The organism is Aromatoleum aromaticum EbN1, from assembly GCF_000025965.1.
GTDB classification, from domain to species: domain Bacteria; phylum Pseudomonadota; class Gammaproteobacteria; order Burkholderiales; family Rhodocyclaceae; genus Aromatoleum; species Aromatoleum aromaticum.
Window position 1 is genome coordinate 3,884,464 of the sequence record NC_006513.1, and the last position, 13,944, is coordinate 3,898,407.

Consider the following 13,944-nt stretch of genomic DNA (forward strand, 5'->3'; position numbering starts at 1 on the left):
CGGTCGCGACTCGAGGTTCGGCGGCAGACTTTCACCTCTTGATGTCGCGGCTGGCCGCCCCGGTCGGTCGCGGCGGTGAGGACACCGATGAACCATCCAGGACGCCATTGGCACAAGATCGACGACGACCGCATCCAGTGCGACGTATGCCCACGCTATTGCAAGCTCCATGAAGGCCAGCGCGGCGCGTGCTTCGTGCGCATGCGCGAGTCCGACGCGATCGTATTGACCACCTACGGTCGCAGCTCCGGTTTCTGCATCGACCCGATCGAGAAGAAGCCGCTCAATCACTTCTATCCCGGCACCAGCGTGTTTTCGTTCGGCACCGCCGGCTGCAACCTCGCGTGCAAGTTCTGCCAGAACTGGGACATCTCGAAGTCGCGCGACATGGACCGACTGATGGACCAGGCTTCTCCCGACGAGATCGCGCGGACTGCGGCCGAGTGGAGTTGCCGCAGCATCGCCTTCACGTACAACGACCCGGTGATCTTCACCGAATACGCGGTGGACGTCGCCGATGCGGCGCACGCGCTCGGCCTCAAGAGCGTCGCCGTCACGGCCGGTTACGTCACCGAAGTCGCGCGTGGCGACCTTTTCTCGCACATGGATGCGGCCAACGTCGATCTCAAGGGTTTCACCGACGAGTTCTACGTCAAGCTGTGCGGCGCGCACCTGCAGCCGGTGCTCGACACGTTGAAATGGCTCGTCCATGAAACCGACGTGTGGGTCGAGATCACGACGCTGCTGATCCCCGGCGAGAACGACTCGGACGCCGAGTTGCAGGCGCTCTCGAGCTGGGTGGCGAAGGAACTCGGAACTGAAGTGCCGCTGCATTTCACCGCCTTCCACCCGGATTTCAAGCTCACCGACACGCCGCCGACCCCGCCGGCGACGCTGACACGCGCGCGCCGCATTGCGCGCGCACAGGGCCTGCGGCACGTCTATACCGGCAACGTGCATGACGTCGAGGGCGGCACGACGCGCTGCACCGGATGCGGAAAGGCAGTCATCGAGCGCGACTGGTACGAGATTCTCGGCTATGCGCTCGACGACAGCGGCGCATGCCTGGCGTGCGGAACGCCCCTGGCCGGCCGCTTCGCGCGTTTCGAGCAACCGTTCGGCGCGCGCCGGATTCCGGTCCCGATTCACCGCGTGGCCTGATACCGATGTTGCCGCGATACCTGCACCGTGGCGCGCGACTGGAAACTCGTCGACGGGCCGGCGAAGATTTTACCGAACCGGGCGCGCTCGACCTCTTCGCGCTGCTCGCGGCGCAGTGGCTGCGCGCGAAGTTGCCGCCCGTTGCCGACGGGGTCGAGCGATCCGGCCAGCCGGACAGGCCCGCGCCGTCCCATCCCCTATAATTCCGTCCCCACCCCTCCTTTCCGCGGTCTCGCCGCGCCCGTTCCGATGTCCCGACCGCTCGACCCCCTGCTGCCCCAGCTCACGGCGCTTTCCCTTCCGAAACCCGGCATGCGGCTCGATTTTCCCGCGCTCGCCGGTTCTTCCGACGCGCTGGCGATCGCCCAACTCGCGACGCGCGGCCCGTGCCTGCTGCTGGTGACCGCGAACCCGCTCGACGCCCAGCGCCTGCAGGACGAGATCGCGTGGTTCGCGCCCGCGCTGCGCACGCACCTGCTGCCCGACTGGGAAACGTTGCCCTACGACAGCTTTTCGCCACACCAGGACCTGATCTCGGAACGCCTGTCGACGCTCTACGCGGTGAGCCGCGGCGAGGCCGACGTCGTGCTCGTGCCCGCTTCGACCGCGCTGTACCGCATGGCCCCCCCGGCCTTTCTCGCCGCCTATACCTTCTTCCTGAAGCAGGGCGCAAAGCTCGACGTCGACGGCCTGCGCAACCAGATGGCGATCGCCGGGTACACACACGTGACGCAGGTCGTGAGCCCCGGCGAGTTCTCGGTGCGCGGTGGCCTGATCGACCTGTTCCCGATGGGCGCGGCGCTGCCGTTTCGCATCGATCTCTTCGACGACGAAGTCGAGAGCATCAAGACTTTCGACCCGGACACGCAGCGCACCGTCTACCCGGTGCCCGAGATCCGCATGCTGCCGGCACGCGAGTTCCCGATGGACGACGCCGGGCGCACGCGCTTTCGCAGCCGCTTTCGCGAAACGTTCGAAGGCGATCCGTCGCGAGTGTCGCTGTACAAGGACGTGTCGAACGGCATCGCGCCGGCCGGCATCGAGTACTACCTGCCCCTGTTCTTCGACCAGACGGCGACGCTGTTCGACTACCTGCCGCCCGACACCGCAGTCGTACTGCACCGCGACGTGCCGGCAGCGATCGACGAATTCTGGCGGGACACCCGCTCGCGCCACGATTTCCTCAAAGGCGACCGCAGCCGCCCGGTGCTGCCGCCCGAAGCGTTGTTCCTCGGCCAGGAAAGCTTCTTCGCCGCCCTGAAGGACCGCCCGCGGATCCAGGTTTCAGCCGGCGAAGCCGCGGGCGAGGCGCCGCCGCCCGCCACTCCCCTGCCCGACGTTTCAGTCGAACGCAAGGCGACCGACCCGCTGCATCGCCTGAAGGAGCTCCTCGCGGGCGACTGGGCGCGCAGCGGCGGACGCGTCCTCGTGCTCGCAGACGCCCCCGGGCGGCGCGAGACGATCTCCGAGTTCTTCGGCGAATACGGGCTCAAACCGGCCCCCAGCGCGGACTTCGCCGGCTTCCTCGTATCCGGCGAGCCGCTCGCGCTCGGCGTCGGGCCGCTCGCGAACGGCTTCCTGCTGCCGGGCGCGCAGATCGCGATCGTTACCGAGTCCGAGCTTTATGCGACCACCGCCCGCACCCGCGTGCGACACGACGCGCGCAAGGCCGCGACGATGGAAGGCTGGCTGCGCGACCTGTCCGAACTCAAGCCGGGCGACCCGGTCGTGCACGTGTCGCACGGCATCGGCCGCTACCTCGGCCTGATCCACATGGATCTGGGCGAAGGCCGAGGTTCGCAAATGAGCGAGTTCCTGCATCTCGAATACGCCAACGGCGACAAGCTCTACGTGCCGGTGTCGCAGCTGCACGTCATCACCCGCTACGCCGGCGCCGACCCGGATGCCGTCGACCTGCACCGCCTCGGCTCCGGCCAGTGGGAAAAGGCGAAAAAGAAAGCGGCGCTGCAGGTGCGCGACACCGCCGCCGAGCTCCTCGCGCTGTACGCGCAGCGCGCCGCCCGCCCCGGCCACCGCTTCGACTTCAAGCAGCATGACCTCGACGCCTTCGCCGAAGGCTTTGGTTTCGAGACCACGCCCGACCAGCAGGCGGCGATCGACGCCGTCGTCACGGACATGAAATCCGGCCAGCCGATGGACCGGCTGGTATGCGGCGACGTCGGCTTCGGCAAGACCGAAGTCGCTCTGCGCGCCGCGTTCGTCGCCGTCGCCGACGGCAAGCAGGTCGTCGTGCTGACGCCGACGACGCTGCTCGCCGAACAGCACTACCAGACTTTCTCCGACCGCTTCGCCGACTTTGCGATCCGTATCGCCGAGCTATCGCGCTTCAAGAGCGCGAAGGAGCAGACCGACTCCCTGAAACAGCTCGCCGAAGGCAAGGTCGACATCATCATCGGCACGCACCGCCTGCTGCAGAAGGACGTCAAGTTCAAGCGCCTCGGGCTGGTCATCATCGACGAGGAACACCGTTTCGGCGTGCGCCAGAAAGAAATGCTGAAAACATTGCGCAGCGAGATCGACATCCTGACGCTCACCGCGACGCCGATCCCCCGCACGCTCGGCCTCGCGCTCGAAGGCCTGCGCGAGTTCTCGGTGATCGCCACCGCGCCTTCGAGGCGGCTCGCGATCAAGACGTTCGTCCACCGTCACAGCAAGGGCATCATCCGTGAAGCGGTGCTGCGCGAATTCAAGCGCGGCGGGCAAGTGTATTTCCTGCACAACGAGGTCGACACGATCGACAACGTGCGCGACGAACTCGCCGAACTGCTGCCCGAAGCGCGCATCGTCATCGGCCACGGCCAGCTGCCGGAGCGCGAGCTCGAACGCGTGATGCGCACCTTCACGCAGCAGCGCGCGAACCTGCTGCTATGCACGACGATCATCGAAACCGGCATCGACATCCCGACCGCCAACACGATCATCATCAACCGCGCCGACCGCTTCGGCCTCGCCCAGCTGCACCAGCTGCGCGGGCGCGTCGGTCGGAGCCACCACCAGGCCTACGCCTATCTGCTGACCGACGCCCACGCGAAGCCGAGCGCGCTCGCGCAGAAGCGCCTCGAAGCGATCACGATGATGGAAGACCTCGGCTCCGGCTTCTATCTCGCGATGCACGATCTCGAGATCCGCGGCGCGGGCGAAGTGCTCGGCGAAAACCAGTCCGGCGAAATCCAGCAGGTCGGCTTCAGCCTGTACACCGAGATGCTAAAGCGCGCCGTGCGCGACCTGCAGGCCGGCAAGGAGCCGGACCTGACGCAGCCGCTCGACGTCGTCTCCGAGATCAACCTCCACACGCCGGCACTGCTGCCGAACGACTACTGCCCTGACGTGCAGGAACGCCTGACGCTATACAAGCGCCTCGCGAACTGCGAATCCGACGACGACCTGCGCAATCTTCAGGAAGAACTCATCGACCGCTTCGGCGAGCTGCCGCCGCAGACCCAGGCGCTGATCGAGACCCACCGCCTGCGCCTGCTCGTCAAGCCGTTCGGCGTCGCGAAGCTCGACGCGTCTGAGGCGCAGATCAGCGTCCAGTTCGGCTCCGACGCGCCGATCGACCCGGCAAAAGTCATCTTCCTGATCCAGAAAGACCGCAACACCAAGATGTCCGGCCCGGATCGCCTGATCCGCAAGGCGAGCCTGCCGAATTTGAAGCAGCGCGTGCAGGGGGTGAAGGAATTGCTGGAGGCGGTGAAGGCCTGATCGCAGAACCTGCCCGGTATTCGCGGTTATTCGCCTGCCCTTCTGCCTGATCGAGCGGACTGACGCCCCGCGGGGCGCGGCTCCCCGCGTGAGCACCACCGAGCGGACACCGATCAGCTGCCGACTTGACGCCACCGAGCTTTCCTGAGATTTTCGGCTGTCATCGACGAGTAGGGACGGACGGATGGACATCGACCCATTCATGCAGGGCTACAAGACCGCGTGGGAGCAGCGTGACGAAGCGAAGTTCTGTGCGCTCTTCGCTCCCGACGGCGAATATCACAACACGCCCTTCGCGGTGTCGCGCTGAGTCAGAATAGATGCCGGCTTGACGGAATCTGAAAGCAAGAATGCGACTCTGGTCATTGCATCCAAGGTATCTCGACCCGCAAGGCCTCGTCGCGCTGTGGCGGGAAGCGCTTCTCGCTCGTGCCGTGCTGCGGGGCGAGACGAAGGGCTACCGCAATCATCCACAGCTCGATCGCTTCCGCAGCCATGTGGCTCCCGTCTCTGCGATCAACACGTATCTCGTCGGGGTGTATGGGGAGGCTGTCGCTCGCGGCTACTCGTTCGATAGCGGGAAGATCGACAGCGTGCAAACGTGCCCGCAGCTGCCCGTCACGGATGGGCAGATCTCGTACGAGTGGCGGCACCTGCTGCAGAAGCTGTCCAGCCGCAGTCCCGCACTCCACGAACACTGGCGCAGTTGCGATAAGCCGGAATGTCACCCTATCTTTGTCGTTCGCCAGGGGCAGATCGAACCCTGGGAGCGGCAGTCCGACTCCGCGGGGACGAACGCTTGAGCGAGCTGCGCTGCTCGCCTGCCGCTCGCCTCCGTCGTTGTGCCCGTTCAGGAGATCACCATGGCCTGGCTCATCACCAAGTACCTGCTCACCGCGACCGTCGTGGTCATCGTTTCGGAGGCGGCGAAGCGCAGTGACAAGCTCGGAGGGTTCATCGCCGCCCTTCCCTTGGTCACGTTCCTTGCGCTCATCTGGCTCTACGTCGAGAAGCAGCCTCAGGCCAAGATCTCCAACCACGCCTGGTACACGTTCTGGTACGTGCTGCCCACGTTGCCGATGTTCCTCGCGTTCCCATTGCTGTTGCCCCGCCTCGGGTTCTGGCTGAGCATGTTGGCGAGTATCGGCATCACGGTGGTGTGCTTCGGTTTGTTCGCGGTGGTGCTCCGTCCGTTCGGCATTCAATTGCTGCCGTGAACGGGTTTCGGCCTTTCGTTGCGGCCGGCCCTCTTCCCAGTGACTGAATTATTCCGCCCGGAAGGAAATCGAGGAAACGAGGGCAGAAAAAACTGGCCGCTGCTCGCAAACGGGACGACGGTGCGGAAGCCTCACAGAGAAGGTGCCGAGGACGCAAGCTTCAGGCCCAGCGCCACCATTACCGCTCCCGCCACCCGATCGATCGACGACTTGAAGCGCAGGTACGTGCGGCGAGGCTTTTCGGCCGAAAGGGTCACCGCAACCAGGGCGTACCAGGCAGTCTCGATGATGAACACCAGTCCTGCGATCACGCTGCCTACGGCGAGCCCCGCGCCGTTCGGCAGGAAGGCCGCAAAGATGCTTGCGTACACGATGGCCGCTTTCGGGTTGCTGAGCTGGGTACCGAGGCCGAAAACGAGCGATCGGGTCACGGTGTCACTGCTTTCCCCCGGTGCCACGGCCTGCACTGGTAGCGCCTGTCGCGACGCGCGCCAGATCCTGACGCCGAGGTACGCCAGGTAGATTCCCCCGGCAAGCTTGAAGACAAGATACAGAGCGGGCACGGAGAGCAGCAAAGCCTGCAGCCCGACGAGGGCGGCGACCGTGAAAAGGACGCCGCCGATGCCCATGCCGACCGCAGCGGCCAGCCCGTTGCCCCGGCCGGAAGAAACCGCCGTCCGCGCGACCATGACGAAGCTCGGCCCGGGACTTACGGTTCCAACGATCAGGACGCCGACGATGCCGGCAAGTGAGAGGATTTCATTCATGAATTTTCTCCGTGCTGCGCGGAGGATACCGCAGGAGCCGTTCCTGCAAGCCGCAACCGTGCGAGCGTCGGCGAGCGCCAAAACGAACCGTGCGGCGGCAGCGTCAGCGGCGCAGTTCGAAGACCAGTGCGCGGATCATGCGTTCGGCTTGGCCAAGGTAGGAGCGGCCAAAGAGGTTGAGGTGGTTCAGGACGTGATACAGGTTGTAGAGGGCCTTTCTTTGCTCGTAGCCTTCATCCAGCGGCCACGCAGTGCGGTAGGCAGCGTAAAAGGCCGTCGGAAACCCGCCGAAAAGCTCGCTCATCGCGAGATCCGCCTCACGGTCGCCGCGATATACCGCAGGATCGAAGATCACCGGCGTGCCGTCGGCATCGATTGCGGCATTGCCGCTCCACAGGTCGCCATGAAGCAGGCTCGGCCGCGGGCGGTAATCGAGGAACAACGCGGGCACGCGCTCGAGCAGCTGGTCGGCTTCGCGCCCCAAGGCGCCGCCATGGCCCCTGGAGCGCGCCAGCTGCAGTTGCGGGGTCAGGCGGCAGCGCACGAAGAATCGCGCCCATCCGTCGTGTTGCACATTGGTCTGGGGATTGGCGCCGATGAAGTTGTCGCGTGCCCAGCCAAAGCGCTCGCCGGTATCGTGGTGCAGCTTCGCCAGTGCTTCGGCGAAGCGCTGCCCGTCTTCTGCGCTCGCGAGCGGGCGCAGCTGCAGCCATTCCAGGAGCAGGAAGGCTTCGTCGGCGGTCGCGCCACTTGCCAGGACGCGCGGGACCCGGAAAGCGTTGCAGGCGGCCAGCGCGGCCAGACCGTCGACTTCCGCCTCGAACATCGGCAGCGCGGCAGCATCGTTCAGCTTGAGAAAATAACGTTGTTCGCCGGCACGGATTTCGAGCGCACGACTGATGGAGCCGCTGCTCGTTGTCCATACTTCGGCGCGGGAAAAGCTGATGCCGGCGGCAGCAGTGAGGGCACACTCAAGTTCGACGCTCAGGTTTTGAGGGGCTTCCACCGCAGGACTCCCGGTTTGTGGACGCAAGGCTCTCTGAAATCGGCAAGCACAATGAATCCCCTATGCAACAGTGAAACTGGACCGACCAGCATAATAATCCGCTCGTACGGATGGAACAGGCAAGATAGCCATCGCAGGATGGAGCGATTGTTGCGGTTGTTGCATGGAGGGGCGAGGCAGACCGGCCGCGGCCGGCCGCCTTGCAGCGGCAAGCAGATCGAGCGCCTGCCCGATCGCGTCTTCGGGAGGGATGTCCGCGACGAAGGACGCCGTATGTTCGCAGCGCTGCTCGATCGTGTTGGCGCCGCACTCCGGGCATGCGAGGCGCCAGGAGAGCAAGGGGCGGTGTCGGGTGCGGCTGGTGGGGCCGCCGTTTATGAGATTGCCGCACCAATAGATGCCGACAGATGCCGTCCCGACCGCACGGGCGAGATGCAGGGGACCGGAATCGTTCGCAACAATAAGGGCCGCTTGGGCGAGAACCCCGGTGAGGAGGGAGAGCGTTGAGTCGGGGCCCAGGTCGATGAAAGGGTGACGCATTTTTTCGGCCAACTCGCCCAGTTGCGGCCGCTCGTCACCCGTGGCATTCACGACGACCACCGCACCGGCGTCCCCCAACGCATCGCCGACCGCGGCGAAGCTGGCGGCTGGCCAGCGACGTCGCGGGTCGGAAGCTCCGAGATGAAGCACGGCAATAGTCTTGCCCGGGGGCAGGACGGCGCAGGCAGCAGTCAGATCCTCCTCCGTGACGCTCATCCGCGGCTCCCTGCCGGCCGCACGCCCGCCGGCCAACGCCACGACCTCGAGATAGCGGAAAACCTCGGGCTGGTAATAGATATACGGGACTGAAAATTCGAGCGGCTCGGCGTCGGCGGCGCACAAACCAAAAGTGTGTCGCGCCCCCAGTCGCTTGACGAAAGGGTTGGACCATCGCCCCCCCGCCGTGCAACTGGAACGCCAGATCGAAGCGTTCTGCGCGCATCGCGTGGAAGAACAAACCGAGTTCCGCCGCATCTTCCCGGGCGTCTTCCGGAGCGCCGACTCCCCGGGCGGCGGGCAACTCGACAACTCGGTCAATTGCCCCTGGGCGCCCGCTCAGATAGGCCCGGTGCCAGGCTTTTCCCAGCAGTACGATTTCGGCGTCGGGAAAGGTCGCGCGAAGCGCCTCGAGGGCCGGAAGACAGAAGATGTAGTCGCCGATGCCGTTGGCACGAAGCACGGCGATCTTGCGAACCTCACCGAAATTCGCCATGGCTTCATCCCTCTTTCAATGTATTGTCGATTTTTCTTCTGCTGGCGTCACGATGGCGGAGTCCGCACCGTTTCGGGCTCGATCGCCGCCCGGAGTCGGTCCGGGCCGGAGAACGATGCTGCAGACTTATGCGCCACTTGAACAAACGCCGGGCCGCATGTTTCGCAACGGTGGAAAAATTCGCTTCCGCGGGCGCCCGGCGCGCGCTCCTTGCGATTCCGCAAGCGCCGAGTAGTATTCCAATTGCACTTGCTGGAATACGCATCACTGGGAGAGCCGCGCGCTCGATGATCCGAACAACATAAGGAGTGGAGAACCATGAACCTGATGCAGTATCCGATGATGCTCTTTTCGACACACGGCGGCTGGGACGACGTGCAGCGCAGGCACCCGAGCCAGAGGAAGCTGTTCCTGATGCTCGTGTTGCCGTTGTCGATCCTTCCGCCGGTGATGATTTTACAGGCGGCGTCAGGAGTGGGCGCTCAGGTTTTTCCGGGTGCGCCGTTCAGCGCCTGGATACTGGGCGCGCTGCTGTTTTTCATCGCCGAGCAGATCAGCGTTCCGCTGATGGCCGGAGTGATCCGCAGGGGGTGCGTCGCCAAGGGGGCAAGCGGGGATCTGGCCGGGGCGTACGCGGTCGCGGGGATCGCACCGGTGCCGCTGTGGCTTTCATCGCTCGCGCTGCTCGCCGGTCAAATCTGGGTTGTCGTGCTGATCGCGTTCGCCGCGCTTCTCGCGTCAGGTGTCCTGATCCACCACGGTGTCGAACGGCTGCTCGGGGTCGAGGAGGAAGTGAATGCAAGCGACGTCGCGGTCCAGGTCATCAGCCTCGGCGTGCTCGCGTGGGGCGCGCTGGTGCTGGTCGCGGCCGCGCCGCTGCTGCTGTCGTAGGGGAAACCGCCGGGACGGTGCCGATCGAGCCGTCGCGTCAGGGCCGACCGCAAATCCGGCGGCACGCGGGAAAACACGGGCGAGGAGTTTCCCCTCTCAGGCGCGGGAGCTCCTCTCGAACCCGGAGCAACTCATTCCAACTCGATCGTCAGCCAGGACCCATAAACCCTTCAAAATCCATAAGTTACCGATTATAGGATCTCTTGATACCGCCAATGATACCGTCAGGCAATCGTGCCTTTGGAGCAGTTACCCCCGTTTCCCAAACAGTCTCCGCAATCAGAACCTCGGCCGGGATGCCGAGGCCTTGGTGCAATCTACGGATCATGCCAAGTGTCAAGGGGCGCTTGCGGTTCAGGATTTCGTAGACACGGTTGCTCCTGCCGATGAACGGCTCCAGATCCTTCACCGACAGGCCGCTTTGCTCCATCCGGAATTTGATCGCTTCGACCGGATCCGGCGCCCCGATGGGGAAATGCTTGGCTTCATAGGCTTTCACCAAGGTGGTCAGAATATCCAGACGGTCTCCCTCCGGGGTGCCCGGATCGGGGTCGAACTCCATCAAGGCCGAAATTTCCTTCAGCGTCGCCTTGTAATCGATTTCGGTGTGAATAGGGCGGATATTCATGTGGTCCTCCATGGTCACCCAGACCATTTCAACGGTTTCTGCGTCCACTTCATCGTATTCCTTGTGGGTGCCGACGAATTTCACGTAGACGACCTGCAGCCTGCAGGCCATGGCCACGATCAACCGGTAGTCGTTGCCTTTGATGTTGAAAACGACGCGCCGGTTCTTGAGGATGCTGGCGCTGCGGTACTGCGCCCTGATGTCTGATGGTTGGGTCCACGACGCTTTGGCCGCTTCCTCAAACCAAGCCTTCAAAGGCTGCTCGGCGTCCGGATGAAGTCTCCAGAAGTCTCGAAGGGTGGAGACGGCTATCACTCGCATCAGCAGCACTTCAGTCCCAACTTGGGACTATCGCAAGTAGCTTCCAGGCTTTAGTCCGGTAGCGCAAACGCATATACTCGACAACCGCTCGCATTGTTGCCAACATCGGACGAAGAAAACCCCCAGAATCCAACCCATGCCATTTACGGACACATCGGCCGACCTGTTCCGACACGTCAGCGCGGACAAGGCCGGCATCTACCGCAGCATCATGGCGAGCTTCGCCGCGGCAAAGCGCCAGTTCAGACTCCACATGCGTCCCGACGAGGTGCTGGCCGAAGCCCGGTGGACCGATGGCGTGCCGAAACTCGAGGAGGTCCAGGCCGCGCTCGCCCAACTGGCCGAGTGGGGCAACCTCGAGGCGCAACCCGACACCGCACGCGTCGCCAGCATCAGCGACTTCTACCGCGCTCGCTTCCTCTACCGGCTTTCGCATGGCGGCGAGGCGGTCGAGACGGCGCTCGCCGCCTTCGCCGCGGCGCTCGGCCGGCGGGCGGAACTGCAGACGGTCGCGCTCGAAGACATCGCCAACCGGCTCAAGACCCTGCTCGCGCTGGCCGACGCACCCACGCCGGACGCGGCGAAGGTGCACGAAACCCTGCGCGATCTGGTGCGCGTGTTCGAAAGCCTCGCCGACAACGCCCAGGCCTTCATGGCCGGTATGGCGCGCAGCATCGAGCTGCAGCAGGCCGATGCCACGGCGGTGCTGGCCTACAAGCAACGGCTGATCGACTACCTCGAACGCTTCATCGGCGACCTCGTCGGACGCTCCGGCGCGATCGCGCAGCACATCGCCTCGCTGCATCCGCGCATCGATCCACTGCTGTGGGCGGCCGCGCAGCGCGAAGCACGCGACGCCGCGCCGGGCGATGACCAAGCGCAGGCCGACGCGCTCGCGCAGCGCCAGCAGGCTTGGCGTGAACGCTGGGGAGGCCTGCGCGGCTGGTTCGTCAGCACCCATCATGAACCGCCGCAGGCCGAGGTGCTGCGCTCGAAGGCACGGGCGGCGATTCCGCAGCTGCTGGCCGCGGTCGCGGCGCTCAATGAGCGGCGCAGCGGGCGCAGCGATCGCTCGGCCGACTTCCGCGTGCTCGCCGGCTGGTTCGCGACCTGCGCAAGCGACGACGACGCGCACCGCCTGGGGCGAGCCGCCTTCGCCCTCAATCCGGCCCGCCATTTCTCGCTGAACCCAGGCGCCGGCCATGAGCTGCCGGCCACCACGCCGTGGGCCGAGGCACCGCCCCTGCGCATCCATCCGCGCCTGCGCGAGTACGGCGAAGCCGCCCCGCGGGGGCCGCTGCCGAAGGTGCGAGAGCGCAACGAGGAGCGCGCCCTGCTCGCGCGCCAGTTGCGTGAAGAACATCTGCAGGTCGAAGCCGCGCGGGCGCGCCTGGCCACCGGCCGGACGACGCGCCTGTCGGAGATCGGCCACCTCGATCCACACGCCTTCGCGTTGTTCCTGTCACTGCTCGGCGAGGCGCTGACCGCACAATCGTCCCCCGAAGACGTGGTTGAACGTCAGACCGGCGACGGCCTGCTGCGCATTCGCCTCGAGCCGCTGGAAACGCACACGCGGGCCGAAGTCGTCACTGACGCCGGTATCTTTGCCGGCCGCGACCACCTCATCACGATCACCGACACGCAAGCACCCTGATGACAACCGACAGCACCGCGATCGGCCAGCAGCAGGCCCTCCATCAACGCGAGGAGTTAACCGCCGCGCTGCGCGCCCTGTTGATGACCCCGCTGATGACGCCGGCACACACGGAGTTCGCCGCGGTGCGCCGCCACGCCGATGCGTTGCGCGAATGGTTCATCCGCGAGACCGGCTGGCCGCTGCATATCGAGCGCGATGCGGCGCGCCTGTACAAGCGTCCGGCCGATGTGAACGACGCGACGCGCGGGCTGCCCGGCTACGAGCGCCGCCGCTACGTGTTGCTGTGCCTGGCCTGCGCGGTGCTCGAGCGCGCCGACCCGCAGATCACGCTGCGCGTGCTCGGCGACCGGCTGCTCGCCCTCGCCGCGGACCCGGCGCTGGCGGCCCTCGGTTTCAGCTTCACGCTCCAGGCGCAGCACGAGCGGCGCGAGCTGGTCGCGGTGTGCCGCACGCTGCTCGAACTCGGTGTCCTGCAGCGCGTGGCCGGTGATGAGGCAGGCTTCATACACGGCGGCAACGAAGGCCCGGACAGCCTCCATGATGCGCTCTACGACGTGCAGCGGCGGATCCTCGCCGGAGTGCTCGCAGCATCGCGGGGCCCGTCGACGTGGCCTGCGGACGAAGCCCCGGTCACGCTCGAGGCGCGGCTCACCGCGCTGGTGGCGGAGCCCGTGCCGGACAGCGACGAGGGCCGGCGCACGACGCTGCGCCATCACTTGGCGCGCCGCCTGCTCGACGATCCGGTGATCTACCTCGACCGCCTCGACGCCGATCAGCGCGCCTACTTCATGAACCAGCGCGGCACGATGGCCACCCGGCTGTGCGACGCCACCGGGCTGGTCGCCGAACAGCGCGCCGAGGGTCTGGCGCTGGCCGACGAGGACGGCGAGCTGACCGACGTGGCGATGCCGGCCGAAGGCACCGAAGCGCATGTCACCCTGCTCGTGACCGAGTTCCTCACAAGTCGATCGCCGGGCCGTCCCAAGATCGACTTGGCCCCCGTGGGGGGCGGCTCGGGCGATCTTTCCGAGCCGGGGGCACTGCTCACTGCACGCGCGAACAGCCGCACAAACACCGACGAAGTCGCCGCATTCATCGCCAGCGCACGCGGGCGCTTCGGCAAATTCTGGCGTAAGTCGGCACGTGAAGCAGGCTCGGAGCACGAGCTGGCGGCGACCGCGCTCGACCGCTTGCAGCGACTTCAACTGCTCGAACACGATGGCACCGGCGTGCGACCCTTGCCGGCGCTGGCGCGTTTCGCCGTCGGCGAGGCCGAGCTCAGGCCCGCGGCGCCCGTTGCCACCGGCACCCTATTTTGAGC

At 65.7% G+C, this 13,944-nt stretch carries 14 protein-coding genes; 9 read left to right on the forward strand and 5 right to left on the reverse strand.

Features of this window, described 5'->3' with window-relative positions:
* Positions 1-87: 87 nt before the first annotated feature.
* Complete coding sequence (gene amrS, locus EBN1_RS18570) at positions 88-1,161, forward strand: AmmeMemoRadiSam system radical SAM enzyme (RefSeq protein WP_011239524.1); 1,074 nt, start codon at positions 88-90, stop codon at positions 1,159-1,161.
* On the opposite strand, the gene EBN1_RS18575 is transcribed toward amrS, so the two are convergent.
* A complete protein-coding gene (locus tag EBN1_RS18575) occupies positions 1,146-1,355 on the reverse strand; it encodes a hypothetical protein (RefSeq protein WP_041646591.1) in 210 nt (69 codons plus the stop codon). The genes amrS and EBN1_RS18575 overlap by 16 nt on opposite strands.
* Positions 1,356-1,410: 55 nt before the next feature.
* Here EBN1_RS18575 and mfd point away from each other — a divergent pair, with 55 nt between their 5' ends.
* The 4 genes from mfd (at position 1,411) to EBN1_RS18595 (ending at position 6,101) form a co-directional block, all read left to right on the forward strand.
* A complete protein-coding gene (mfd, locus tag EBN1_RS18580; protein ID WP_011239525.1) occupies positions 1,411-4,884 on the forward strand; it encodes a transcription-repair coupling factor in 3,474 nt (1,157 codons plus the stop codon).
* 184 nt (positions 4,885-5,068) lie between these two features.
* Positions 5,069-5,194: a hypothetical protein gene (locus EBN1_RS18585; protein WP_277813116.1), complete on the forward strand. Its 126-nt coding sequence runs from the start codon at positions 5,069-5,071 to the stop codon at positions 5,192-5,194.
* Between the two features lie 40 nt (positions 5,195-5,234).
* A complete protein-coding gene (locus tag EBN1_RS18590; RefSeq protein ID WP_011239526.1) occupies positions 5,235-5,687 on the forward strand; it encodes a pyrimidine dimer DNA glycosylase/endonuclease V in 453 nt (150 codons plus the stop codon).
* A 60-nt stretch (positions 5,688-5,747) separates the two neighbouring features.
* Positions 5,748-6,101, forward strand: coding sequence for a DUF3147 family protein (locus EBN1_RS18595; protein ID WP_011239527.1), 354 nt, complete (start codon positions 5,748-5,750; stop codon positions 6,099-6,101).
* Positions 6,102-6,232: 131 nt separating this feature from the next.
* Here EBN1_RS18595 and EBN1_RS18600 read toward each other — a convergent pair whose 3' ends face one another.
* The 3 genes from EBN1_RS18600 to EBN1_RS18610 form a co-directional block, all read right to left on the reverse strand.
* Complete coding sequence (locus EBN1_RS18600) at positions 6,233-6,868, reverse strand: LysE family translocator (protein WP_011239528.1); 636 nt, start codon at positions 6,866-6,868, stop codon at positions 6,233-6,235.
* 103 nt (positions 6,869-6,971) lie between these two features.
* Positions 6,972-7,874, reverse strand: coding sequence for a fructosamine kinase family protein (locus tag EBN1_RS18605; RefSeq protein ID WP_011239529.1), 903 nt, complete (start codon positions 7,872-7,874; stop codon positions 6,972-6,974).
* Between the two features lie 60 nt (positions 7,875-7,934).
* Entirely contained in the window at positions 7,935-8,888 is a 954-nt protein-coding gene (locus EBN1_RS18610) for a glycosyltransferase family 9 protein (protein WP_241762768.1), read from the reverse strand.
* Between EBN1_RS18610 and EBN1_RS18615 the strand changes: the two genes are divergently transcribed.
* Both EBN1_RS18615 and EBN1_RS18620 read left to right on the forward strand, forming a co-directional pair.
* Positions 8,797-9,267 (forward strand): hypothetical protein, encoded by a 471-nt coding sequence (locus tag EBN1_RS18615; RefSeq protein WP_068881138.1) that lies wholly within the window; start codon positions 8,797-8,799, stop codon positions 9,265-9,267. The genes EBN1_RS18610 and EBN1_RS18615 overlap by 92 nt on opposite strands.
* A gap of 177 nt (positions 9,268-9,444) precedes the next feature.
* The gene (locus EBN1_RS18620; RefSeq protein ID WP_011239532.1) at positions 9,445-10,017 is read left to right on the forward strand and encodes a YIP1 family protein; all 573 of its coding nucleotides are present in this window, start codon (positions 9,445-9,447) and stop codon (positions 10,015-10,017) included.
* Between the two features lie 184 nt (positions 10,018-10,201).
* On the opposite strand, the gene EBN1_RS23045 is transcribed toward EBN1_RS18620, so the two are convergent.
* Positions 10,202-10,966, reverse strand: coding sequence for a type II toxin-antitoxin system HigB family toxin (locus tag EBN1_RS23045; protein ID WP_241762879.1), 765 nt, complete (start codon positions 10,964-10,966; stop codon positions 10,202-10,204).
* Between the two features lie 136 nt (positions 10,967-11,102).
* Here EBN1_RS23045 and EBN1_RS18630 point away from each other — a divergent pair, with 136 nt between their 5' ends.
* A complete protein-coding gene (locus tag EBN1_RS18630; protein ID WP_011239535.1) occupies positions 11,103-12,620 on the forward strand; it encodes a TIGR02677 family protein in 1,518 nt (505 codons plus the stop codon).
* The gene (locus EBN1_RS18635) at positions 12,620-13,942 is read left to right on the forward strand and encodes a TIGR02678 family protein (protein ID WP_011239536.1); all 1,323 of its coding nucleotides are present in this window, start codon (positions 12,620-12,622) and stop codon (positions 13,940-13,942) included. The genes EBN1_RS18630 and EBN1_RS18635 overlap by 1 nt, the downstream gene beginning before the upstream one ends.
* Positions 13,943-13,944 lie beyond the last annotated feature (2 nt).